Source organism: Pseudomonas sp. PDNC002 (assembly GCF_016919445.1).
GTDB lineage: Bacteria > Pseudomonadota > Gammaproteobacteria > Pseudomonadales > Pseudomonadaceae > Pseudomonas.
This window is the reverse complement of record NZ_CP070356.1, coordinates 3,476,208-3,498,776: the sequence shown is the minus strand read 5'-3', so window position 1 is coordinate 3,498,776 and position 22,569 is coordinate 3,476,208. Positions and strand designations below refer to the sequence as shown.

19 protein-coding genes are annotated in these 22,569 nt (G+C 67.2%); 7 read left to right on the top strand and 12 right to left on the bottom strand.

Annotated features, from left to right (window positions below):
• Entirely contained in the window at positions 1-882 is an 882-nt protein-coding gene (locus JVX91_RS16125) for a CoA transferase subunit A (RefSeq protein WP_205335203.1), read from the bottom strand.
• A 10-nt stretch (positions 883-892) separates the two neighbouring features.
• Positions 893-1,789: a VOC family protein gene (locus JVX91_RS16120; protein ID WP_205335202.1), complete on the bottom strand. Its 897-nt coding sequence runs from the start codon at positions 1,787-1,789 to the stop codon at positions 893-895.
• A gap of 261 nt (positions 1,790-2,050) precedes the next feature.
• Between JVX91_RS16120 and JVX91_RS16115 the strand changes: the two genes are divergently transcribed.
• Entirely contained in the window at positions 2,051-2,302 is a 252-nt protein-coding gene (locus JVX91_RS16115; RefSeq protein WP_205335201.1) for a type II toxin-antitoxin system Phd/YefM family antitoxin, read from the top strand.
• 9 nt (positions 2,303-2,311) lie between these two features.
• Positions 2,312-2,677, top strand: a complete 366-nt coding sequence (locus JVX91_RS16110) for a type II toxin-antitoxin system RelE/ParE family toxin (RefSeq protein WP_205335200.1) — start codon at positions 2,312-2,314, stop codon at positions 2,675-2,677.
• A gap of 47 nt (positions 2,678-2,724) precedes the next feature.
• On the opposite strand, the gene JVX91_RS16105 is transcribed toward JVX91_RS16110, so the two are convergent.
• From JVX91_RS16105 to JVX91_RS16080, 6 genes are all read right to left on the bottom strand, one after another.
• Positions 2,725-4,299 carry a FadD3 family acyl-CoA ligase gene (locus tag JVX91_RS16105; RefSeq protein ID WP_205335199.1) on the bottom strand — a complete coding sequence of 525 codons (1,575 nt, stop codon included), beginning with the start codon at positions 4,297-4,299 and terminating at the stop codon, positions 2,725-2,727.
• A 71-nt stretch (positions 4,300-4,370) separates the two neighbouring features.
• Positions 4,371-5,117 carry an SDR family oxidoreductase gene (locus JVX91_RS16100; protein WP_205335198.1) on the bottom strand — a complete coding sequence of 249 codons (747 nt, stop codon included), beginning with the start codon at positions 5,115-5,117 and terminating at the stop codon, positions 4,371-4,373.
• A 262-nt stretch (positions 5,118-5,379) separates the two neighbouring features.
• Entirely contained in the window at positions 5,380-6,456 is a 1,077-nt protein-coding gene (locus JVX91_RS16095) for a ferredoxin--NADP reductase (RefSeq protein ID WP_205335197.1), read from the bottom strand.
• A gap of 1 nt (position 6,457) precedes the next feature.
• Positions 6,458-7,213 (bottom strand): glucose 1-dehydrogenase, encoded by a 756-nt coding sequence (locus JVX91_RS16090; RefSeq protein WP_205335196.1) that lies wholly within the window; start codon positions 7,211-7,213, stop codon positions 6,458-6,460.
• Positions 7,214-7,225: 12 nt separating this feature from the next.
• Positions 7,226-8,887 carry an FAD-binding protein gene (locus tag JVX91_RS16085; protein WP_205335195.1) on the bottom strand — a complete coding sequence of 554 codons (1,662 nt, stop codon included), beginning with the start codon at positions 8,885-8,887 and terminating at the stop codon, positions 7,226-7,228.
• A gap of 5 nt (positions 8,888-8,892) precedes the next feature.
• Positions 8,893-9,411 carry a flavin reductase family protein gene (locus tag JVX91_RS16080; protein WP_054907170.1) on the bottom strand — a complete coding sequence of 173 codons (519 nt, stop codon included), beginning with the start codon at positions 9,409-9,411 and terminating at the stop codon, positions 8,893-8,895.
• Between the two features lie 242 nt (positions 9,412-9,653).
• Between JVX91_RS16080 and JVX91_RS16075 the strand changes: the two genes are divergently transcribed.
• Both JVX91_RS16075 and JVX91_RS16070 read left to right on the top strand, forming a co-directional pair.
• A complete protein-coding gene (locus tag JVX91_RS16075; RefSeq protein WP_205335194.1) occupies positions 9,654-10,838 on the top strand; it encodes an acyl-CoA dehydrogenase family protein in 1,185 nt (394 codons plus the stop codon).
• A 116-nt stretch (positions 10,839-10,954) separates the two neighbouring features.
• A complete protein-coding gene (locus tag JVX91_RS16070) occupies positions 10,955-12,088 on the top strand; it encodes an LLM class flavin-dependent oxidoreductase (protein WP_205335193.1) in 1,134 nt (377 codons plus the stop codon).
• 273 nt (positions 12,089-12,361) lie between these two features.
• On the opposite strand, the gene JVX91_RS16065 is transcribed toward JVX91_RS16070, so the two are convergent.
• Together JVX91_RS16065 and JVX91_RS16060 are read right to left on the bottom strand one after the other, a co-directional pair.
• Entirely contained in the window at positions 12,362-13,240 is an 879-nt protein-coding gene (locus JVX91_RS16065) for an SDR family NAD(P)-dependent oxidoreductase (protein WP_205335192.1), read from the bottom strand.
• The gene (locus tag JVX91_RS16060) at positions 13,233-14,948 is read right to left on the bottom strand and encodes an FAD-dependent oxidoreductase (protein WP_240201601.1); all 1,716 of its coding nucleotides are present in this window, start codon (positions 14,946-14,948) and stop codon (positions 13,233-13,235) included. Before JVX91_RS16060 ends, JVX91_RS16065 begins: the two co-directional genes overlap by 8 nt.
• Before the next feature lie 285 nt (positions 14,949-15,233).
• Between JVX91_RS16060 and JVX91_RS16055 the strand changes: the two genes are divergently transcribed.
• The 3 genes from JVX91_RS16055 (at position 15,234) to JVX91_RS16045 (ending at position 19,304) form a co-directional block, all read left to right on the top strand.
• A complete protein-coding gene (locus tag JVX91_RS16055) occupies positions 15,234-16,856 on the top strand; it encodes a DUF1302 domain-containing protein (RefSeq protein ID WP_205335190.1) in 1,623 nt (540 codons plus the stop codon).
• Between the two features lie 21 nt (positions 16,857-16,877).
• A complete protein-coding gene (locus JVX91_RS16050) occupies positions 16,878-18,254 on the top strand; it encodes a DUF1329 domain-containing protein (RefSeq protein ID WP_205335189.1) in 1,377 nt (458 codons plus the stop codon).
• 72 nt (positions 18,255-18,326) lie between these two features.
• Positions 18,327-19,304: a 5'/3'-nucleotidase SurE gene (locus JVX91_RS16045; RefSeq protein WP_205335188.1), complete on the top strand. Its 978-nt coding sequence runs from the start codon at positions 18,327-18,329 to the stop codon at positions 19,302-19,304.
• 70 nt (positions 19,305-19,374) lie between these two features.
• Here the strand turns inward: JVX91_RS16045 and nfuA are convergent, their stop codons facing one another.
• Both nfuA and JVX91_RS16035 read right to left on the bottom strand, forming a co-directional pair.
• Positions 19,375-19,959, bottom strand: coding sequence for a Fe-S biogenesis protein NfuA (nfuA, locus tag JVX91_RS16040; protein ID WP_205335187.1), 585 nt, complete (start codon positions 19,957-19,959; stop codon positions 19,375-19,377).
• A gap of 290 nt (positions 19,960-20,249) precedes the next feature.
• On the bottom strand, positions 20,250-22,532 hold the full coding sequence (locus JVX91_RS16035) for a fatty acid cis/trans isomerase (RefSeq protein ID WP_205335186.1): 2,283 nt from the start codon (positions 22,530-22,532) through the stop codon (positions 20,250-20,252).
• Positions 22,533-22,569 lie beyond the last annotated feature (37 nt).

Below are 22,569 nucleotides of genomic sequence, written 5' to 3'. Positions count from 1 at the left end.
TCAGAACACCGGTAGGGGCAGCTTGCGGAGTGCGTCGAGCCCGCCAACCTTGTCCAGGTAGGCGGCTTCGCCGTCGCGGATGAATTCGTCGTAGTAGCGCTGCCAGCCACCCTCTTCCTGGGCCGAGGCGTTGTAGCGCTGGAAGTGCGGCACGTCGAAGCCGTACCGCGGTGCGCAGGAACTGGGGTGCGCGCCGCCGGGGATGTGCACCACGCCATCGGTGAGGTTGCGTTCCCAGAACACCTGGCGCGCCGCCTGCGGGTTGGCGTGGAAGTGCGCGGAATCCACCAGCTCGTCGCAGCTGACGAAGGTCTGCTTCGCGGCACGCACGAACAAGTCGTCCATGTAGTGGTCCGGCCCTTCGATCTGGCAGACGCCACGGGCATCGGCGCGGTCGACATGGACCAGCGCCGCGTCCAGCTCCAGCGCCGGCATGGCGACCCAGTCGCGGCCGTCGGCGTAGGGCGAGGCAACCAGCCTGATCTGCGGGTTGTGCCTGAGCACATCGGTGCCCAGGCCCACGGCGGTGGGCAGGAACGGCACGTTCATCGCCGCTGCGCGCAGGCCCAGCAGCAGCATGCCTTCGTCGATCTCCATCACCTCCAGCTCGCCGGCCTGGCGGGCCTTGCGGAAGTAGGGTTCGAGCGGAATGAAATCCAGCGAGACGAAGGCGAATACCAGCTTCCTGACCTTGCCGGCGGCGCAGAGCATGCCGACGTCGGCGCCGCCATAGGCGACGACGGTGAGGTCCTTGAGCCCGGAACGGAGGATTTCGCGAACCAGCGCCATGGGCTTGCGGCGCGGGCCCCAGCCGCCGATGCCGATGGTCATGCCGTCGCGCAGCCGGGCGACCGCCTCGGTGGCCGTCATGCATTTGTCCATGTTGCGCTCCTTACTGGCGGCCGACGCTGAAGTCGTGGCCCCAATGGCTGACCACGGTGCTTTCGAATGGCGTGTGCGCCGCCCAGTCCACTTCCAGCCCGCCATGGCCGTACTCGATGTCGAAGCCGCCGGGGCTCTGCATGTAGAACGACACCATCTGGTCGTTGGTGTGCTTGCCCAGGGTCGCCGAGAGCTTCACGCCGCTGGCGTGCATGCGATCCAGCGCGCGGCCGACGTCGTCGAGGGCGGCGGTTTCCAGCATCAGGTGCACGCAGCCGCTGGGGATCGGGCACTCGAAGATCGCCAGGGAGTGGTGGCGGGCGTTGTTGCAGTGGAGGAAGTGGATACGCTTCTCCGGCTCCTGCGGGTCGGGGGTGAAACGCACCTTCATCAGGTCGGAGAGGCCGAAGCCCATCACCTGCTCGTAGAAGTCGCGGCAGCGTTCGAAGGCCGGCGCCGGCAGCACCACGTGGCCCATGCCCATGGCGCCGGTGACGAAGCCGCTGACACCCGCCGGCGAGACGAACGGGCGGAAGTCCTGGCATGGTCCCCAGAAGAGTTCGTGGCGATTGCCATCCGGATCGCGGAACAGCGCCAGTTCCTGAACCTTGCGCAGCGCGCAGTCGGCGGCGCTGCCACGGGCTACCTCGACATCGGCCTGAGCCAGCTCGGCGATGGCCTGCTCGAAGGCGGCCTTGCCGGCCACTTCCCAGCCGCTGGCGCCGTAGCCGTCGCGCTCGTCACGCAGCACCAGCAGGCGGTAGTGGCGCTCGTCCATCTTCAGGTACAGCGCGCCCTCGGGAGCGGCGGCGTCCACCATCATGCCCAGCACGTCGCTGGCATAGCTGCGCCAGCGCTCCAGGTCGCTGGCCAGGACGGTCACGTAGCCCAGTCCGCGGATATCCATGGTGTTCTCCTCATCATCATCGCCGATGCGTCGTGCGGATCGGCTGGTGATGAGGATTCAAACAGCGCGGGCGGTGGCCAACATCGTCCAATGGGACTAGCGCAAAAGGGCCGCGGGAAGCAGGTTTGAATGGAGGTCGGCGAGTTGTGCCACCTGCCGGTGAACGCGGTCAATGGTCGACCGGAATTGACCATGAATCCATATACAGTCTAAATTTGGACCACTGCGTTTCAGAATGCGCACGCAATCGAGGTACACCCCATGCGAATCGAGACCATCAGTTTCCTGAAGAAACACGCCGCGGATCTGGACCTGTCGGAGCCCATGGTCGTCACCCAGAATGGCCTGCCCAAGCTGGTGGTGGAGTCCTACGAGGAGTCCGTCAGACGGGAGAAGGCGCTCGCGCTGGTCAAGCTGCTCGCCATCAGTTCGCGGCAGCACGCCGAGGGAAAATCCAACACCGTAGACGACTTGCGCAGCCGGCTGGCCAAGAGGCGCTCCAGCGAGCAGTAAGGGAATCCCATGAGTCAGCGCCGACCTGTCCTCACCACGCCGATCGCCGACAGCCTGATCATGGACCGGGAAGATTTCCTGGCTGCGAGGGCTGGGAAAGAAAAGGCCGCGCAGCACATCGATGCGCTCCTGGATGAGTTGGTGCAAGCGCTATCGAACGCACCGCTGGGCTATCCGATCTCCCGTGAAGTAGCCGAGCACACCGGCCTGACAGAATTCCGCGAGTACGTTACACAGGACGGCTATCGAGTGTTCTACCAGGTGTTGAACGACGCCGTGGTGGTCCACCTGGTGATCCATGAGCGGCAGGACGCGCGCAAGGTACTGGTCGACTACTGCACCTACCTCGCACACGATCCGTTCCTGAACAACTAGCGTCCGTCTGATTCCAGGAAAGCCCCGCCCAAGCGGGGCTTTTGCATTCAGGAGCTCGCAGCCAGCTCCCGCAACGCTGCCTTGGTCACCTTGCCGGCGGCATTGAGCGGCAGTGCATCGAGCAGCATGGCCCGGCGCGGCGCCTTGTAGTTGGCCATGCGCTCGCGGCACCAGGCGAGGAAGGCGTCCAGGTCGATCGCCTGGCCGGAGGCCGGCAACAGGAACGCCATGGCCACCTCCCCCAGGCGCTCGTCGGGGATGCCGATCACCGCGGCCTGGGCCACGCCGGGGTAGCCGAGGATGGTCTGCTCGACCTCCGCCGGGTACACGTTGAAGCCGCCGTTGATGAACATGTCCTTGAGCCGGTCGGTGATGCGCAGGTAGCCACGCTCATCGAGCACGCCGACGTCGCCGGTATGCAGCCAGCCGTCACGGTCGATGGCCTCGGCGGTCGCTTCGGGATTGTTGAAGTAGCCGCGCATCAGGTTGTAGCCACGCACCACCACTTCGCCCGGCTCGCCGCTGGCCACGCTGCGGCCCTGGCTATCCACGCAGCGAACCTCGACATTGGGGAAGGCCCGGCCACTGGTGGTGGCAATGGTCTCGGCATCGTCGCCGGGGCGGCAGATGGTGACGAAGCCGCAGGTTTCGGTGAGGCCGTAGGCCGTGACGATGGTCTCGAAGCCCAGCTCGCCGCGCATGCGCCGGACCATCTCCACCGGCACCGAGGCGGCGCCGGTAACGGCCACACGCAGCGAGGACAGGTCGAACTCGCCCCGACGCGGATGGGCCAGTAGCGATTGGTACAGCGTCGGCGGGCCGGGCAGCACCGTCACCCGTTCGGCGGCCACGCGCTGCAGCAACAGGGGAACATCGAACACCGCTTGCGGCAGGATGCAGCAGCCGCGCATCAGCGCCGCCAGCCAGCCGGCCTTGTAGCCGAAACTGTGGAAGAACGGATTGACGATCAGGTAGCGGTCGCCTTCACGCAGGCCGACCATTTCGCTCCAGTCGCGCACCAGCTGCAGGTTCTGCCCGTGGGCGGTCATCACGCCCTTGGGCTTGCCGGTGGTGCCGGAGGTGAACAGCAGGTCGCACAGATCGTCGGCGTGAATCTCTGCCTGCCGCCGTTCCAGGGCGCTGTCGTCGACGTTATTGGCCAGCGCCAGGAAGGTCGGCCAATCCAGCGCGCGCTCCCGAGAACCACGCAGGATCACGCGCTGGCGCAGCGCCGGTAACTCCTCGTCGTCCAGCAACGCCGGGAAGTCGATGCCGAGGAACTCGCTCATCACGAACAACAGGCTGGCGCCGCTTTCGCGCAGCACCAGGGCCGCCTCGGCGCCCTTCATCCGGGTATTGAGCGGCACCAGCACGGCGCCGACGCTTTGCAGCGCCGTCGCCGCGACTATCCATTCCCAGAAATTCGGCGCCCACACCGCGACCCGTTCGCCATGGCCGACACCCAGTGCCAGAAGCGCCCGCGCGGCGCGGCGGCGTGCATCATCGAGCTGGCGATAGCTCAGGCGGACGTCGCCATCCTCGATGGCCGGCAGGTCACCATAGGTGGACGCCGTGGCGGCAAGCAGCTGGGGAATGGTCAGGGCGGACGACGGGCAGTTCATGGCGGGCAGCTCAGGACGAACAGGAATCGAGAGTGGGCCGGCACCGTGCCGGCCCGCTGGCAAGGCCGGGCTCAGGCCTGGGGCGGCGCGAAGCGGCGGCCCGCGGAGAAGCCGCCGTCGACGGCAATCATCTGGCCGCTGACGAAGGACGCGTCGTCGGAAGCCAGGAACAGGGCCACCTTGGCCACCTCTTCCGGCTGCCCGGCGCGACACAGCATGTGCTGCGAGGCGAAGAAGGCGTGGAAAGCTTCCTGCTCGCGGACCATTTGCGTCATCGGGGTTTCGATCAGCCCCGGGCAGAGGCCATTGACCCGCACGTTGGCATGGCCGTAGTCGATGGCCATGGAGCGGGTCAGCTGGTTGATGCCGCCCTTGGCCACGTTGTAGGCGGTGTTGCCGTCGCAGCCCTGCAAGCCGAAGATCGAGCCGATGTTGATGATCGAGCCGCCGCGCTGCTCGACCATCTGCGCTACCGCATGCTTGCTGGTGTACATGGTGCCGGTGAGGTTGATGTCCAGCACGCGCTGCCACTCGCTGGTGGGCGACGCGGTGACGCTGCCCTGGCTGGCGACGCCCGCGGCGTTGACCAGCACGTCGAGACGGCCATGGCGCGAGACGACTTCACCCATCACCTGCTGCACGTTGCTTTCGTCGCGCACGTCCAGGCCCATGAACAGGCCGGGGAAGTCCGCTGGCGCCTGGCCCACGTCCAGGCCGACGACCTGGGCGCCCTCCTCGGCGAAACAGCGGGCGCAGGCCAGCCCGATACCCGATGCCGCACCCGTGACCACGGCGATCTTGCCTTGCAGTCGATTCATTCGCACACCTCTGTTTGTTGTTGTCGGTTTGCTCTGCGCCGCAGACTAGCGGGCCGGCGGCGGCGGCAAATCGTCCATTGGGACTAGCCGCTGCGCAAGCCCAGCTTTTCGTAGGAGCGAGCTTGCTCGCGAACCCCGCGCACACCGGGACAGGCGGCAGAGTGCGTTCGCTCCTACAGGACGAAAAAAAGCCCGGCAGAACCGGGCGAAAAAGGGGGCAGGCGCCGCCCCGCACTCGAGAGCAATTCGTTCAGTCAGGCTTTCAATCGGGGAAGCGCACGCGCACCTCACGGGTGCCGGCGCGCCCCTGGCAGGCCAGGGTCCAGCCTTCGGCCAGCTCGGCGGCGCTGAGCACATCGTTGCGCGGCAGCAGCACTTCGCCCTGCTCCACCCGGCACATGCAGGCGCCGCAGAAGCCTTCCTCGCAGGAAGATGGTGGCGCCAGGCCGGCGCGGCGGCAGCTTTCCAGCAGGGTTTCGCCGGCTGCGCAGGCAATCTCATGCTCGGCGCCGTCGAGGCTGACGGTCAGCCGCTCCACCTCCAGGCCCTCGGTGGCGCGCCGGGCCTGCTCGTCGGCGGCTTCCAGTTCGTCCGGATCGGGCGGCGAGACGAAGCGTTCCACATGCACCCGCGCCGGCGACACACCTGCCGCCAGCAGACCGTTCTCCACGGTATCCATGAACGGGCCGGGGCCGCAGATGAAACATTCCGCATCCTCCCAGCCACGCAGCAGATGACGCACATCGCTGGCGGCGAGAAAGCCCTGCACGCTGTCCAGCACATGGATCACCTGCAGGCGCTCGCCATGCTCGCGCAGCAGGCTGCGCAACGCCTCGCGGAAGATCACCGAATCGGCATCACGGTTGGAGTACACCAGGCGGATGCGGCAATCGCGGCTGGCCAGTGCCTCGCGCAGGATGGAAAACACCGGCGTGATGCCCGAGCCGCCACCGAACAGCAGCAGGTCACGCTGCTCCGCGCCCAGGTGGAAGTGTCCCGCAGGCGGCAGCACCTCCAGGCAATCTCCGGGGCGAACGCTGTCGTTCATCCAGTTCGATACACGCCCGCCTTCGACGCGCTTGATCGTGACCCGCAGCGCCGAGTCGAGCCCCGGCGCGCTGGACATGGAGTAGCAGCGCAGCAGGCGCTTGCCCGCCACGCTGACGCGGAAACCGAGGAACTGTCCGGCCTGGTAGGCGAAGCGCTCGGCCAGTTGCGCCGGTACGCGCAGCACCAGCGAGCGCGCATCGGCGGTTTCCTCGATGACCTCGGCCACCTCCAACTGGAAGCTGCCGGCGGCGCTCGATGCCTGGGGCGCCAGGGGCTGCGCGCTACCCATCTCAGATACCGCTGATCAGCTGGGCGTTGTCCACGCGGATCTCGGCGCCGTTGATGAAGCGCGACTCGTCCGAGGCGAGGAACAGCACCACGTTGGCGATGTCCTGCGGTGCGCACATGCGGTTCATCGGGTCGGCATCCAGCGCCTCCTGGGGGATCGGCTGGCCGCCGGCCAGGGCCTGGGTCATCGGCGTGTTGACGCCGTCCGGGTGCACGCTGTTGCAGCGGATGCGGTAGCCCTGCTGCTTGCAGTGCAGGGCGATGGAGCGGGTCATCGCCGCCACCGCGCCCTTGGACGCCGAGTAGGCGCAGAACGCCGGCATGCCGCCCAGCGCGGCCACCGAGGACATGTTGACGATGGAGCCGCCGCCGCTCTCCTTCATGGCCGCGATGGCGTACTTGCAGCCGAGGAAATAGCCCTCGCCGTTGATGGTCTGCACCTTGCGCCACAGCTCCAGGCTGGTGTCCTCGATGCTGCCCAGGGCAAGGATGGCGGCGTTGTTGACCAGCACATCGAGGCGGCCGAAACGCTCCAGGGTGGTCTTCACCACATGCTGCCAGTCGCTTTCACTGGCGATGTCGTGGCGGATGAACAGCGCGTCGCCGCCGATCTGCTCGGCCAGCGCGCGGCCGGCCTCCTCGTTGAGGTCGGTGAGGACCACGCGGGCGCCCTCGCCGGCCAGCAGCAGCGCGTCCTCGCGGCCGATGCCGCTGGCGGCGCCGGTGACGATGCAGACCTTGCCTTGTACTCGATTCATGCTTGTTTTCCTTCAGGCGGTTTCGGGGATGACAGCTGCCGCGCGGGACGCCGCGTGGACGGCGGCGCGGCGGCCGGAATACACGCAGTCGGCGATGGACAGGCCGGATACGTAGAGGTTGGAAGCGACACCCACCGCGTTGCGACCAGCGCTGTACAGCCCCGGAATCGCGGCGCCGGCGTGGTCCAGCACGCGGCCGCTGCGCTCGCAGACACGCAGCCCGCCGAGGGTGATGGCCGGACAGGGGAAGAGCTTGCTGTCGAAGGACAGGTCCAGGGCGTACCAGGGGCCGTCGTCCAGATCGGCGAGCATCGCCGAAGACTTGCCGAAGGCGTCGGTGTGCTCACCCCGCGCGGCCCGGCTGTACTCCTCCAGCGTGTGCTGCAGGTTCTGCGCCGGTACGCCAATGGCGCGGGCCAGCGCTTCGGGCGTATCGCCCCGACGGCGGTTGAACAGCAGGTTGAGCAGCACCGGCAGGCGCTGGAACGACCAGACCTTGCCCGGCCCGACCTGGCGCAGCGACTCCCTGAGCAGCGCACGGTCGAGGATCAGGATGGCGCGGCCGCCCTGCTCTTCCACCATGGCGTGGCCGAGAGTCGCGCCGTAGACCTCCTCATTGCAGTAGCGCTCGCCCCGCGAGTTGACGATCACGCCGCGAGCCCAGGCCAGCGGCGGATTGATGAAGCGCCAGGCGCTGACCTTGTCCAGGCGTTGCGCGGCAGCACCGGCGCCGAGCCCCAGGCGGATGCCGCTGCCATCGCAGCCCGGCGTACCCAGCGGCAGACCGGCCAGGTACTGCGGCGCATGCTCGGCGAGCATCTCGCGGTTGAAGATGAAACCGCCGGCACTGAGCAGCACGCCCTTGCGCGCACGGATCAGCAGCGGCCGCGCGTACCGTTCCTCGATGCGACGCAGGGCCGCGATCAGTCGCTCGGCCAGTGGCGGCGCATAGGGATGCAACGCGGTGGCGGCCCGGCTCAGCCAGGCATGCCGGCGCGCGGCGAAGCTGCCCGGCGGCAGGCGCCAGGCCTCGACGCCGACCACCGCACCGCTGGCGTCCTGCACCAGCCGACGTACTTCGCACCGGCGGTAAAGCTGCACACCTTTCTCCCGTGCCGAAGCACGCAAGGCCGCGAACATGGCCGCGCCGGACATGCCGCGCCCCTTGGTGCGGTGCCCGCGCGGCGCCGGTTGCGCCAGGCTGGCGTAGGCCGGCACGGCTTCGTTGCCCGAGTAATAGAGGTAGAAACGGTCGCTGGGATAGGACGTCTTCCGCGGTGGCACGCTGGCTTCGAAGCGTGCGCCCTGGCGCTCCAGCCAGGCGAGCTGGTCGACACTGCGCTCGCAGAAGTCCCGCAGCGTCGCACTCTGTACGGCGTCCGCCACCTCGCCCTGCAGATAGCGGAACATCGCGTCGGCGTCGTCGGCGTATCCGGCCTGGCGCTGGTACGGCGTGCCGCCACCGGCATAGACCACCCCGCCACTGCGCGCGGTGGCGCCGCCGCCGGCGAAGCGGTCCAGGGCCAGCACTTCAAGGCCGCGTTCGCGCGCCTCCAGGGCTGCACAGGCGCCGGCGCCGCCGAAGCCGACCACCAGCAGGTCGGTCTCGGCGTGCCAGGCCAGGCGCTCGCCTGCTTCCAGGCGCAGCGGGGCGATCGGCAGTGTGCCGGCCATGGCGATCAGCCCGCCGCCGCCACGCTCGGCGCCTGCACGGCGACGGCGGTGGTGTAGGTGCCGTTCACGTAGATCAGCGGGGTGATGCGCGGGGTATTGCGAACCTCGCGGATGCGTCCGATGAACACCGTGTGGGTGCCGTAGGTGAAGCGCCCGTCCTGCTCGCAGACCACGCTGGACTGCGCGTCCGCCAGGTACGGCACGCCGCACTCGGAGGTGCGCCAGTCGCCGCTGGCGAAGCGCCCCTCGCCTTTCACCGGGCCACTGCACAGGTGCGACAGGTGTTCCTGCTCCTGGCCGAGGATGTTCACGCAGAAGTCCGCGCCGGCCTCCAGCACGCGGTGCAGCGAGGCGGTCTGGTTCACGCAGATCAGCAGCGACGGCGGCTCGGTGGACAGAGAATCCACCGCCGTGGCCGACATGGCGTAGCGCTCGCGGCCATCGCTGGTGGTGATGATGGTCACCGACTTGGCGAGCCGGCGCATGGCCTGGAGCATGTCGGCTTTCAGAGTGTCCTGGTTCATCGCACGGGGCCTCGCTGGTTCTTGTTGGACTGAGGTGTAGTGCGATGGATTCTGTGGTGGTGCCCGCTGCGCAACATCGTCCGAGGGGACTAGTCGGTGCCGCGCCCGAGCAGCGCGCCGATATGGTCCGTTTGTGCGATGCGGGCGTTTTCCTGCGTTGTTCAAATGCCCGCGAAGGCCCCTGCGATCCGACGCGGGAGACCGAGCACCGCCCCACCGGGCGACCACAGGAGAACAACAAGATGCTCGACCACGACCTGATCCGTCAGCGCCTGCGCCAGCGCGCCCGTGAGCTGGTGCCGGTGCTGCGCGAACGCGCCGCCGACGCCGCCCGCGAAGGCCGGCTGCCGGAGGAGACCATTCGCGACTTCCACGAAGCCGGGTTCTTCCGCATCCTCCAGCCGGCACGCTGGGAAGGCTACGAGCTGGAGCCGAAAGACTTCTTCGAGGTGCAGATGACCCTTGCCGAGGGCTGCATGTCGTCGGCCTGGGTGCTCGGTGTGGTGGCCATCCACAACTGGCAGCTGGCGCTGTTCGACGACCGCGCCGCGCAGGATGTGTGGGGCACGGATTCCAGCGTGCTGATCTCCTCTTCCTACATGCCGGTGGGCAAGGTGACGCCGGTGGAAGGCGGCTTCCGCCTCTCCGGGCGCTGGGGATTCTCCAGCGGCAGCAAGCATTGCGAGTGGGCCTTCCTCGGTGCGCTGGTGCCGCCGAGCGAGCCGGGTGGCGCACCGGACTACCGCACCTTCCTGGTGCCGCGCAGTGACTACCAGGTGCTCGACAACTGGAACGTGATGGGCCTGGAAGCCACCGGCTCCCACGATGTGCTGGTGGAGGACGCCCTCGTCCCCGAGTACCGCACCCACCGCGCCCTCGACGGCTTCATGCAGAGCAGCCCGGGCAACGCAGTGAACACTGCACCGCTGTTCCGCCTGCCGTTCGGGCAGATCTTCGTCCGCGCGGTGTCCTCGGCGGCCATCGGCGCGTTGCAGGGCGCGGTGAACCTGTTCATCGAGCACAACCGCGCCCGCGTGGGCGTCAACGACGGTCGCAAGATGGGCCAGGACCCGGCTGCCCAGCAGGCGCTGGCCGATGCCATGGTGGTCGCCGACGAGTGCCGCACCGTGCTGCTGCGCAACTTCGAAGTGATGATGCAGCGCGCCCGCGACGGCGAGCCGCTGAGCATGCCCGAGCGGGTGAAGATGCGTTACGACTCCGCCCTGGTCGCGGACAAGTGTGCCCGCGCGGCCGGCACCCTGATGTTCAACAGCGGCGCCTCCACCATCTTCCGCGAGCACCCGATCAACCGCGCCTTCCGCGACATCCACACCGGCCGCGCCCACGTCGCCAACAGCCCGACCAAGTACGCCTGGAACCTGGGTGGGGTGAGCATGGGCATGGACTCCACCGACTTCTTCCTCTGATCGAGAACCGGCACTTCGGCGTAGTCCATTCGGGCGATTCCGAGGCGCCGGCGAACACAGAACATGGCCCATGAGGCTGAGCCCGTCGGCCGCCACTACAACAAGGGACGCATCCCATGAAATTCTCTCTGATCTACGAAGCGCAGACGCTGGACAGCACCCGCGAAGGCGACCGCCGCATCTTCGAGGAAACCGTCGAACAGGCCGTGCTGGCCGACCAGCTCGGCTTCGACACCTTCTGGTGCGTGGAGCACACCGCGCTGACCAACTACTCGCACATGTCCGCGCCGGAGACCATGCTCGCCTTCGTCGCCGGCAAGACCCAGCGCATCGGCATCGGCCACGGCGTGGTCTGCCTGCCGCCGGCGATGAACCACCCGGTGAAGGTCGCCGAGCGCATCGCCACCCTCGACCTGCTGTCCGGCGGCCGCGTGCACTTCGGCGTCGGCAAGGGCGGCACCCAGCAGGAAGCCGGCACCTTCGGCTACGACCTGGCGACCCTGCAGCCGCAGATCGACGAAGCCATGTACCTGATCCCGAAGATGTTCGTGCAGGACGAGATCGAGCACGACGGCGTGTACGTGAAGATTCCCCGGCGGCCGATCCATCCCAAGCCCTACCAGGACCCGCACCCGCCGATGTACCTGGCGTGCACCAACACCGAATCGCTGAAGAACGCCGGCGGACGTGGCATGGGCGCGCTGGTATTGGGCTTCGGCGGCCCGGAGGAGATCGCCAAGAAGGTCGCGGTCTACCACGAGGCCTGGGACAACCGTGACGAGGCCAACCAGGTCGGCTTCCGCCCGAACCGCCACATCGCCGCGCTGTGCCCGGCCATCGTCCTCGACGACAACGAGAAGGCCCGCGCCATCGGCGTCCGTGGCCAGCGCTACTTCATGGAATCGCTCGCCTACTGGTACGCCGGCGGCGAGCGCCCGGACCCGGCCAAGTGGCAGGACGACACCTTCGTCGACGGCAACGGCCAGGCGGTGATCCGCTCGCGCTTCGCCTCCGAGGAAGTGACCCTGGACTTCTCCGATCCGACCATGGCGATGATGAACCCCAACCACGCCTACGGCACGGTGAACGACTGCATCGGCTACGTGCAGCGCCTGATCGACGCCGGTGCCGACGAGATCCTCTTCATCTGCCAGATGGGCACCGTGCCGCAGTGGGCGCAGATCGAGACGCTGAAGAACATCGGCGAAAAGGTCATCCCCTACTTCCGCGACAAGCTGCAGATCGCCTGAGGCTGGACCGGTGTCACCAGGACGGGCCCTTCGGGGCCCGTTTTATTTTGTCACGCAGAACAGGCGCGGCAGTTCATCCCTGAGAATCAGCAGCGGGCAGACGGCGTACAACGCCGAGCGTTGTACGCCCTACGGGCTAACATCGAGCGGGCTCTGTTCGCGAACCTCTGTACCGACAAGCATGCCGCCCCTGAACGCAAACGCCCCACGCCGAATCCCGGCGTGGGGCGCACAACACCCGCGGCGTTTTCTACCGCCGCGCAGCCACATGGTTCAGATCACCCGCGCCGGATGCTGCACCCGTGGCGCGCCGAGTTGCTCGCGCCAGGACGGTGGCTGGCGGCCGTCGGCTTCCTGGATGCCGTAGCGCAACGCCAGCTCGGCGCTGACCAGTGTCTGCCCGGAGAGCTGTGGCAGCTCCGGGTCATCCAGCAGCGCCTGGATGATCCGCCCATTGAACTGCGGCGTCTCGGCCACGGCGAGGAAGGCTTCGTACTGCTCCGCGCGGGCCTGGCCAGCGATGGCAGTGCGTTCGGTCAGCTGCGGACCGAGCCAGAGGGAAAGCGTCGCCACGCCGGTGCCTTCGAAGTCGATGGCCATGTCTGCCGCGAGCTTGTCCACGCCAGCCTTCTGCGCGCCATAAGCCGGGCCGTGCATGTAGCAGCCGGCGCCGAAGGACGAGGTGAACGCCACCAATGCCGTCGGTGCGCGCAGGAGCAGAGGCGCGGCGTAATAACTGGCGACATAGGCCGAGCGTAGGCCGATGTCGAGGATGTCCACCAGCTCCAGCGGCTTCTCCCAGAACGGGCCGGGATCGATCAGTTGTTCGTGGATGAAGGCGACGTTGTTCACCAGCAGGTCCAGGCGGCCGTGCTCGGCCTCGATGCGCTGGAACAACGCGCGCACCTGCTCGTCATCAGCGTGATTGCACTGCACGGCGATGCCCTTTCCACCGGCGGCGTCGATGGCCGCCGCCGTCTCGTGGATGCTGCCGTGCATCACCTGGCCGCGCAGGCGTGCGTTGCCCGATTCGACCGAGCGCCCGGTGACGTAGACGGTCATGCCGGCAGCGCCCAGCGCCTCGGCAATGCCCTTGCCGACACCACGGCTGGCGCCGGTGACGAGGGCGATGCGGGAAGTGGACTCAGGCATTGCGCGATACCTCCGGTTGAGCACGGGTCTGCCCGGCCTGTTGCTGGATGTGCTCGGCGGCAAGGAAGCCGAAGGTCATCGCCGGGCCGATGGTGGAACCGGCGCCGGGATAGGTGGCGCCCATCATCGAGGCGGCGGAGTTGCCGATGGCGTAGAGACCGTCGATGGCGCTGCCGTCCTCGCGCAGTACGCGGGCATGCACGTCGGTGAGCAGGCCGCCCTTGGTGCCGATGTCGCCGGCGTCGATCTTCACCGCGTAGAACGGCGCCTTCAGCAATGGCGCCAGGCACGGGTTGGGCTGCACATGCGGATCGCCGTAGTAGCGGTCGAACAGCGACTCGCCCTTGTGGAAGTCCGGGTCCTGGCCGAGCACGGCGTAGCGGTTGAAACGCTCCAGTGTGCGCGCAAGCCCGGCGGCATCGACGCCGATGTCGCCGGCCAGCGCCTGGATGCTGTCGGCCTTGTGGTAGTAGCCCTGCAGATGCTTCGGCACCCGGCTGTCCGGCTGCGCGTAGCCGGGCAATAGCGCGCCGCAGGGGTATTTGCGGCGGAACTCGGCGTCGAAGATCATCCAGCACGGCACGCTGCGCGCCTGCTCGCTGTCGTGGGCGTACATGGCGTAGACGATGTCGGTGTAGGGTGCGCCTTCGTTGACGAAGCGCTGCCCGGCCGAGTCCACCATCACGCAGCCGGGCAGGTTGCGTTCGACGAACAGCACGCGGGCCTTTTCCTCACCGGCGACCTGCGAGCTGGGCGCCCACCAGCTGTGCTCCATCAGCGCGGTGGCCGCGCCCAGCTGCTGGCCGGCGCGGATGCCGTCGCCGGTGTTGTACGGCGGCGTGGCAGTCCACTGGGTATTCGAAGGCTGCGGATGGTACTGGCTGCGCATCGCCTGGTTGCGCTCGAAGCCGCCGGCGGCGATGACCACGCCACGCCTCGCATGAAGCCGAAGAACCCGACCTTCCCGCTGCAGCACGGCGCCGATAACCCGACCTTCTTCTTCGATCAGCTCGTGCAGCGAGGTGTCGAGCCATAGCGGCACCTGGCGATCCATCAGCGAACGGCGCAGCGCGGCAATCAGTGCGTTGCCCAGGGTCAGGAAGCGGTCACGGGGCGAGCCCAGACGCGCGGGCAGGTCGCGCCAGTAGCGCCAGAGGGTGCGTATCGTCAGGCCGACCCAACCAGGGCCACGGCAGAGCAGGACGCGGGCTTCCTTCATGGTCATGGCGACGCGGCCCATCATCAGGGTGCCGGGGGACGGCTCGCGCATCCGCGCGAATTCCTCGCCCAGCTCGCGGGCATCGAAGGGCAGCGGGTCCATGGAGCGATAGCCGGGCTTGCCGCCGGGCACTTCCGGGTAGTAGTCGGCGTATTCCACCTGCGCCTCGAAGCGCACCCGGCTGTTGCCTTCCAGGTACTCGACCATGCGCCGGCCGTGTTCGACATAGGCCTCGACGCGGCCGTCATCCACCAGGTCGTTGCTGACGGTGCGGATGTAGCGGATGGCTTCCTGCGCCGAGTCCTGCCCGCCCAGGGCGGCGATCCGGTGGTTGCAAGGAATCCAGATGCCGCCGCCGGATACCGCCGTGGTGCCGCCGTAGCGGTCGCTTTTCTCCACCAGCAGGACGTCCAGCCCGAGGTCGCGGGCGCGCAGTGCGGCGGTCATGCCGCCCGCGCCGCTGCCCACCACCAGGACGTCGCATTCCATGTCCCACTCGCGGCTTCGCTGGCCGCTCGCCCTTGCGTTCATGCGCTTGTTCTCCGGGATCTGGCGTGGCGGAAAACCACGCTCGCCCGGCGATTGTTCGCGCCCTCACCAAGCCCGGGCATCGTCCGATGGGACTAGCGCCAGAGCGGCCCGGCCCCGTCCCGCCGGCTTAGTCTTTTTGGACGATGTTGACGCACTCGGGTGACCACATAGTCAGCCCCGCCACTTTCCCGCCAACACCGTTTCCGGGTCTGGCCGACAGCGCCTGCCCGAGCAGAGGACGAGATGACAAGAATAAGAATCGCCTTCCCGCCGTTGCCCCTTGCCCTTGCGATCAGCACCAGCGGACTGCTCCTCGCCAGCCAGGCGCAGGCGCTGTCCTACCAGTTCAACGACGACCTGCAGGTCAACTGGGATACCACCCTGAGCTACAGCCTGGCGTGGCGTACCGAGAAGCGCGCCCATGCGCTGTCCAACGGCGGCAGCAATCCCGCCATCGCCAACGGCGACGATGGCGACAACGCCTTCGACCGCGGCGCGCTGATCAACAACCGCGCCAGCTTCCTCACCGAGGCGGACTTCAAGTTCCGCCAGGACTACGGCCTGTTCGTCCGCGCCACCGGCTTTTATGACGATGTCTACCAGCGCGGCAACGACAACGACTTCGGCACCTCGAACTGCTTCGCCGGCGGCCGCTGCTCCAAGCCCGACCACTTCTCCGGCGAGACCGAGGACCAGGCCGGCGACGACCTGCGCCTGCTCGACACCTACGCCTACGGTACCTGGAACCTGAACGGCCACACCCTCAACGCCCGCGCCGGCAACCAGGTGGTGGCCTGGGGCGAGAGCCTGTTCAACGGCTTCGGTATCTCCGGCGCGATGAGCCCGGTGGACGCCACCAAGGCCAACACGCCGGGTATCGAGGTGAAGGAACTGTTCCTGCCGGTGGGCCAGGTCTTCACCCAGTACAGCCTGACCGACAACCTCGGCGTGCAGCTGTATTACCAGTACCAGTGGAAGCGCAACGAGCTGACCCCGGTCGGGCACTTCTTCTCCACCACCGACTACATCGACGAAGGCGGCTTCAACGACTCCACCGGCCAGCAGCGCCGCCTGGGCGACGACACTCCCGGCAACAGCGGCCAGTACGGCGCGGCGCTGACCTACACGGTGGAGCAGCTCAACAACACCGAGTTCGGCCTGTACTACCTGCGCTTCAGCGACCACAGCCCGCAGCTGGACTTCCTCAGCGACTGGAACACCGGCAACTACCGGGCGATCTTCTACGACGACATCAAGCTCTACGGCGCGAGCTTCTCCAGCATGCTCGGCGAGACCAACGTCAGCGGCGAGATCAGCTACCGCGACGGCCAGCCGGTGCTGGTCGATACCGGCCTGACGCCGCAACCGGTGCGCGCCAATGTCGCCCAGGCACTGGTGTCCTTCATCCACTCCTATGGCGCCCTGCCCTTCGCCGACAACACCACGCTCACCGGCGAGGTCGGCTACAACCGCGTGATGGACAACGACAAGGCGCCCAGCTTCGACGTGTTCGTCCCCACCGGCGCCGGTGTCGCGCAGATCCGCACGCCCAACACCGACAAGCTCTACTACGACCGCTCCGCCTGGGGCTACACCGTCAACCTGACGCTGGACTACAACAACGTGTTCAACGGCTGGGACCTGAGCGTGCCGATCATCTTCAGCCAGGCCGTCAACGGCAATTCGTCCATGCCCGGCAGCTTCGGCCTGGGCGAAGGCGACGACCGCTTCGCCGTCGGCACCACCTGGCGCTACCTGAACAACTTCAGCCTCGAAGCCCGCTACAACATGTTCCTCGGCAACCCGAGCGAAACCACCCTGGCGGACCGCGACAACCTTTCGCTCACTGCGAAATACAGCTTCTGACCCAGCCCAAGGAGCCAGACCATGAACCGCAAGACTTATCTGCCCGCCCTGCTGCTGTCCGCCGGACTCGCCTGCCTGTCCGCCCAGGCCCAGGCCAAGGTCAGCCCCGAAGAGGCTGCACGCCTCGGCCAGGACCTCACCCCGATGGGCGCCGAGAAAGCCGGTAATGCCGAGGGCACCATCCCCGCGTGGACCGGCAAGTGGCGCGGCGCGCCGCCCCAGGTGAAGTACGACGGCCCCGGCAGCCGCTATGCCGATCCCTATGCCGACGAGAAGCCGTTGTTCGTCATCACCGCGCAGAACATGGAGCAGTATTCCAAGCACCTCACCGACGGCCAGCGCGCGCTGTTCAAGCGCTATCCCGACACGTTCAAGATGCCGGTCTACCCCTCGCACCGCGATTTCCGCTTCAGCGAGAAGATCGAGGCCAACATCAAGGCCAACGCCACCAGCGCCGAGCTGGTGGACGGCGGCAATGCCGTACGCAACGCCTTCGGCGCCTCGCCCTTCCCGATCCCCAAGGATGGCTACGAGCTGATGTGGAACCACGCCCTGCAGGCCCGCGCCAACAGCGAGGAAGCCGTCTACGACCAGGCGGTGATCTACTCCAACGGCAACCAGGCGCTGCAGACCGTGCACTACCAGATCCTCGCGCCCTGGTGCTCGCCGACCGGTTCGCTGCAGAACTATGACGGCGGCGTGATGAGCCACTTCATGATCACCACGCTCAAGCCGGTACGTTCCAAGGGCGAGATCATCGGCGGCAACGAGTTCTTCGACCCAGTCGCCAGCCCGCGCCAGAGCTGGCAGTACCTGCCCGGCACCCGCCGCGTGCGCCGTGCGCCCACCGTCGGCTATGACACGCCCACCGGCGCGGGCGGCTTCCGCACCATCGACGAGGACCGCCTGTTCAACGGCGCACCGGACCGCTACGACTGGAAGATGCTCGGCAAGCGCGAAATCTACATCCCCTACAACAACTACAAGCTCGACGACCCGGCGCTGAAGTACTCGCAGATCCTCACGCCCAACCACGTCAACCCGGACTTCATGCGCTACGAGCTGCACCGCGTGTGGGTGGTGGAAGCCACGCTGAAACCGAGCGCACGGCACATCTACGGCAAGCGCACCCTGTACCTCGACGAGGACAGCTGGTCCGCCGCCCTGGCCGACAACTACGACTCCCGTGGCCAGCTGTGGCGCACCAACATGCAGACCACCGTGTACGCCTACGACATCCAGGTAAACCAGGCGCGGGTGGCGCTGTTCCATGACCTCATCGCCGGCTCCTACCTGGCCGACCGCATGGCCAACGAACAGCCGGCGCCCAAGCTGAACAGCGCCGACTACGACGCCAACTACTTCACCGCCGCCAACATGCGCAAACTCGGCCAGTAAGGCCACTTTCGAAAGCCCGCGCGGGACACCGCGCGGGCTTTGTCTTTTGCTTCGCCGAACAAGGAAAGCCTCATGCACAACCTCCTCCGCGCTGCCATCGCGGCGGCCAGCCTTGGCCTTGCGACCCAGGCCAGTGCGCTGAACATCCTCCTCACCAACGACGACGGCTGCCGCGCACCCGGCATCCAGGCGCTGTACCGCGAGCTGAGTGCCGCCGGGCATCGCGTCACCGTGGTCGCGCCGGACACCGACAACAGCGGCATCGGCGCCGCCAGCGTGGTCGCGCCCGGCCAGGCGCTCTCGATCACCCGCCTCGCCGACCAGCAGTATTGCGTCGGCGCTCCCGCCGGCTTCGCCCTGGCGGCCGGCAAGAACATGGCCATCGGTACGCCGGTGGACGCGGTGAACGCTGGGCTCGATCTGCTGCTCAAGGACAACCCGCCGGACCTGGTGGTCTCCGGCAGCAATTTCGGTGACAACACGGGACCGCTGATCCAGATGTCCGGCACCCTCAACGCGGCGCTCTGGGCCATGCGCCGGGGCGTGCCGGCGATGGCGGTGTCCACCGCCATCGACCTGCCGCTGATGCAGCGCGATCCCCAGGCCGGCCTCGGACGCACCCGCGACGCCATGGACGACAGCGCCCGACTGGCGCTGCGCGTGCTCGACCGCGCGCTGGCGGCGGGACGTGAGGCACGCCGCGCATGCGGCAAAGCCGACGAAGCCTGTGCCGTCAACCTGCTGGGACTGCCTGTCGGACAGGGCTTGAACCTCAACTACCCGGCCCGCGAAGCCGCCCAGGTGCGCGGCGTGGTCTATGCGCCGATCAGCGATTGGTCGCCCATCGTCTTCGCGGTGCAGGCGGACCCGAGCGGCGGCGCACAGGTGAACCTGACCGCCCCCAAAGCCCCGAATGCGCGCGAGCGCCAGGAAGATGCCTACCTGCTGACCCAGGGCTACGCGGTGTTGAGCGTGGTCGGCACCGACCTGAACGGCAGTTCCGCCGCCGCGCAACGCGCCCAGGCGCTGCTGGACGGCATCCAGCCGTAATCCAGCGCGGGCTGGCGGTGGAAACGAAAAAGGCGACCCGAAGGTCGCCTTTTCGCTGTTCGCCCGCCACTCAGTAGTAGGCGTTTTCCTTGTTGCTGTGGTCGGTGACGTCACGCACGCCCTTCAGCTCCGGAATGCGCTCGATCAGCGTCTTCTCGACGCCGTCCTTGAGCGTCAGCTCGACCGCGCCGCAGCCCTGGCAACCGCCGCCGAAACGCAACACGGCGATATTGTCCTCGACCACGTCCACCAGGCTGACCTGGCCGCCATGGCTGGCCAGACCGGGGTTGATCTCGGTCTGCAGGTAGTAGTTGATGCGCTCGGTGATCGGGCTGTCTTCGTTGACCATCGGTACCTTGGCGTTCGGCGCCTTGATGGTCAGCTGGCCGCCCATGCGGTCGGTGGCGTAGTCGACGACGGCGTCATCGAGGAACGGCTCGCTGATCGCGTCGATGTAGGCGGTGAAGTCCTTCAGGCCGACCGGGGTGTCTTCCGGCTTCTGCTCGCCCGGCTTGCAATAGGCGATGCAGGTTTCGGCGTACTGGGTGCCCGGCTGGGTAATGAAGATGCGAATGCCGATGCCGGGAGTGTCCTGCTTGGACAGCAGCTCGGCCAGGTAATCCTGTGCGGCTTCGGTAATGGTGATGGCGCTCATGGCAACTCCTCGCAAACGTGGCGCCAGTTTACGCCATTCGGTGGTGAGGGATAAAGCCCTACTGATTTAGTAGGAATAATTCGCAGCTGGGGTCAGCGGGCAAGAAGAACGGCTGCTATCGGAGAAACCGTGCCGTGCATCCCCTCACCCCAGCCCTCTCCCACAGGGAGAGGGAGCTGTCCGTGCCGGCTGACGCCAAGGTTTCACCCTGCACCAGACGGTCCCCTCTCCCCTTGGAGCGGGGCGCGCAGCCAGGGCTAGGGTGAGGGGTTTGCCCGCAGCCCCTGACATCACAGGTTTTCGTAGCGGTTCATGTCCAGCACGCCCGCCTCCACCGGCTCGGTCTCGCGCAGGTAGGCATCCAGGTCGTGGAAGTAGAACCAGAACTGCGGATTGCTGCGGCGGATGCCCCAGCGGTCCGCCACTTTCTCGAAGTCCGCCGGGGTTTTCACCCGTTCCAGCGCGCCGACGAAATCGCCCACCTCGCCCGCCTTCAGGTTGAACATGAAGTTCGGGTAGCTGGAAAGCACGCCGGGGTAGATGGTTAGGGTGTCCAGCCCCGGCTGGTAGCGCAGCGACTCGCCCGTCATGAAGGCCACGTTGCTGTGCGCACGGTTGCGCAGCACGGTGTAGATCTCGCGCTGGCCGTCGGGCAGTTCCACGCGCAGCATGGTCGCCTCGGGGAACTGGTCGATCACCGGCAGCCCGGCGGCCGGTCGGCTGACCAGGCGGCTGAAGGCCTGCTCGGCATCCTGCAGCGGCGCGGCGACGGTGTTGCGGTAGCAGGCGCCGTTCTCGCACAGGTTGATCGGGTCGGGCCGTGCATTGAGCGCCACGTAGTGCTTGAGCAATTGCTTGGCGAAGGCCAGCTTGGCGCCCTTCTCCGGCAGGAACAGCCCGGTCGGCGCGTCGCTGTCGGTGGTGTAGTAGTCGGCCCACATCTTCAGCTTACCGCTGCTCTGGTACCAGTCGTCGAGCAGCTTCTTGCGCGACCCCACCGGCATCAGGCGCAGGAAGTTCTGCTCGGCGCCGTTGCGGATCAGGTCGAAGTACAGCCGCGTCTGCGCCTGGTGGGCGACGTTGCCGAACACGTCGAAGTTCACCACCAGTCCGTAGTAGGTGCGTTCCAGCAGCGGATAGTCCATCCACCAGAGGGTCTGCGGCACGCCACCGATCAGGCCTTTGCGCACCGACGCGCTGTCGTACTGGCGGAAGATGCTCAGCACGGCATTGTCGTTGCCGGCCCAGATGTCCGCCCAGGTCGGCGCAGGCGCATCGTCGTAGACATCCTGGCGCAGCTCTTCGTACTTGTTGCGCTTGTCGCGGTAGGAGCGCCACTGCGAAAGCATCGCTCCCACGTCATCGATCTGCCCCGGCAGCGCCAGCAACGGCGAGGCCTGGCGCTGGAATTTCGGGTCGGTGACGTAAAGGTCGTGGTCCGGGTCCTGGAACACCGTCCAGAAGTTGTCGCGGATCACGTCGGTGGCGATCTGCCCACGGCACACCGGCCCGCGGATGAAGGTGCGGACGAAGTACTCTGCGTTGTCGAGCATGAACTGGTAGCGCGCCCGCGCCGGAATCGCCTCGAAGGTTACGAACGGGTTGGCGCGATGCTGCAGGCCGTAGCCGGGCACCTTGTCGGTCGTCCAGGCGGTGCCGTAGAACAGCTCCTGGTTACGCTTGAGCCGCGCCTCGTTGAGCGGATAGGTGATGTGCGTCTTGTGCACGATCACACCCTGGATCGGCCAGAGGCGGTAATAGAAGGTACTGCCCGGATCGTCGTTGGGGCGCCGGCTCGGAATCGGGTCGATGGGCTGGCCGCTGGGCGTGGTGGAACGCACCAGCTGGAAGAAGTGCCCCGGCTCGCCGCGTTCGGTGAAGTACAGGTGGGCCAGGAACAGGTGCTCGTAGATCCAGCGCGATACCAGGCTCTGGCGCGCCCCGGGCTGGTTGAGGAAGCTTTCCCATTCGGCGATCTGCTGCGCCTCGCCGCTGCCCGGCTGCCAGGCCTGCTGGTCTACCGGCGCGCCCTGGACCAGCCAGGTCTTGATGGTAGCGAGCTGCTTGTCGGTCAGGCCGGTGACCGCGAACGGCATGCCGCTGCGCGGGTTCTTCGCCACGAAGTCGTCGATGCTGTCCGGCGTCGGGCACTGGTTGGTGCGGTTGATCGACAGGTCCAGGCCATCGGGAATCTTCGCGTTGGGCACCAGCGGATGCGCATGGCCCAGGTCGATCATCCGCGCCATCAGCGCCGCCTGGCTACCACGGCCATCGAGCACCGACCAGAAGTCCTTGTGTCGCCAGGCGTCCGCGCCATGGGCATCGAGGAAGAGTCGCGTGGGGTCCTGCGCCTTGGTCCGCGTGCCGTTGTACACCGACAACTTGTTCGCCCCGCGCTGCGCGCCTTCGGCGGCGGTCAGGTTGAGCTGGCACGGCGAGTCGTAGCAGGCGTGGCAGGCCACGCACTTCTCGGTGAAGATGGGCTGGATATCGCGGGTATAGGACATCGATTCGGCACGCAGGCCCAGGCTGGCCATCAGCAGGGCCAGCAGCACGAGAATCCGGGGGAGCATGGAGGCGTTCCTTGAACAATAACGCCTGAAAGTCTAT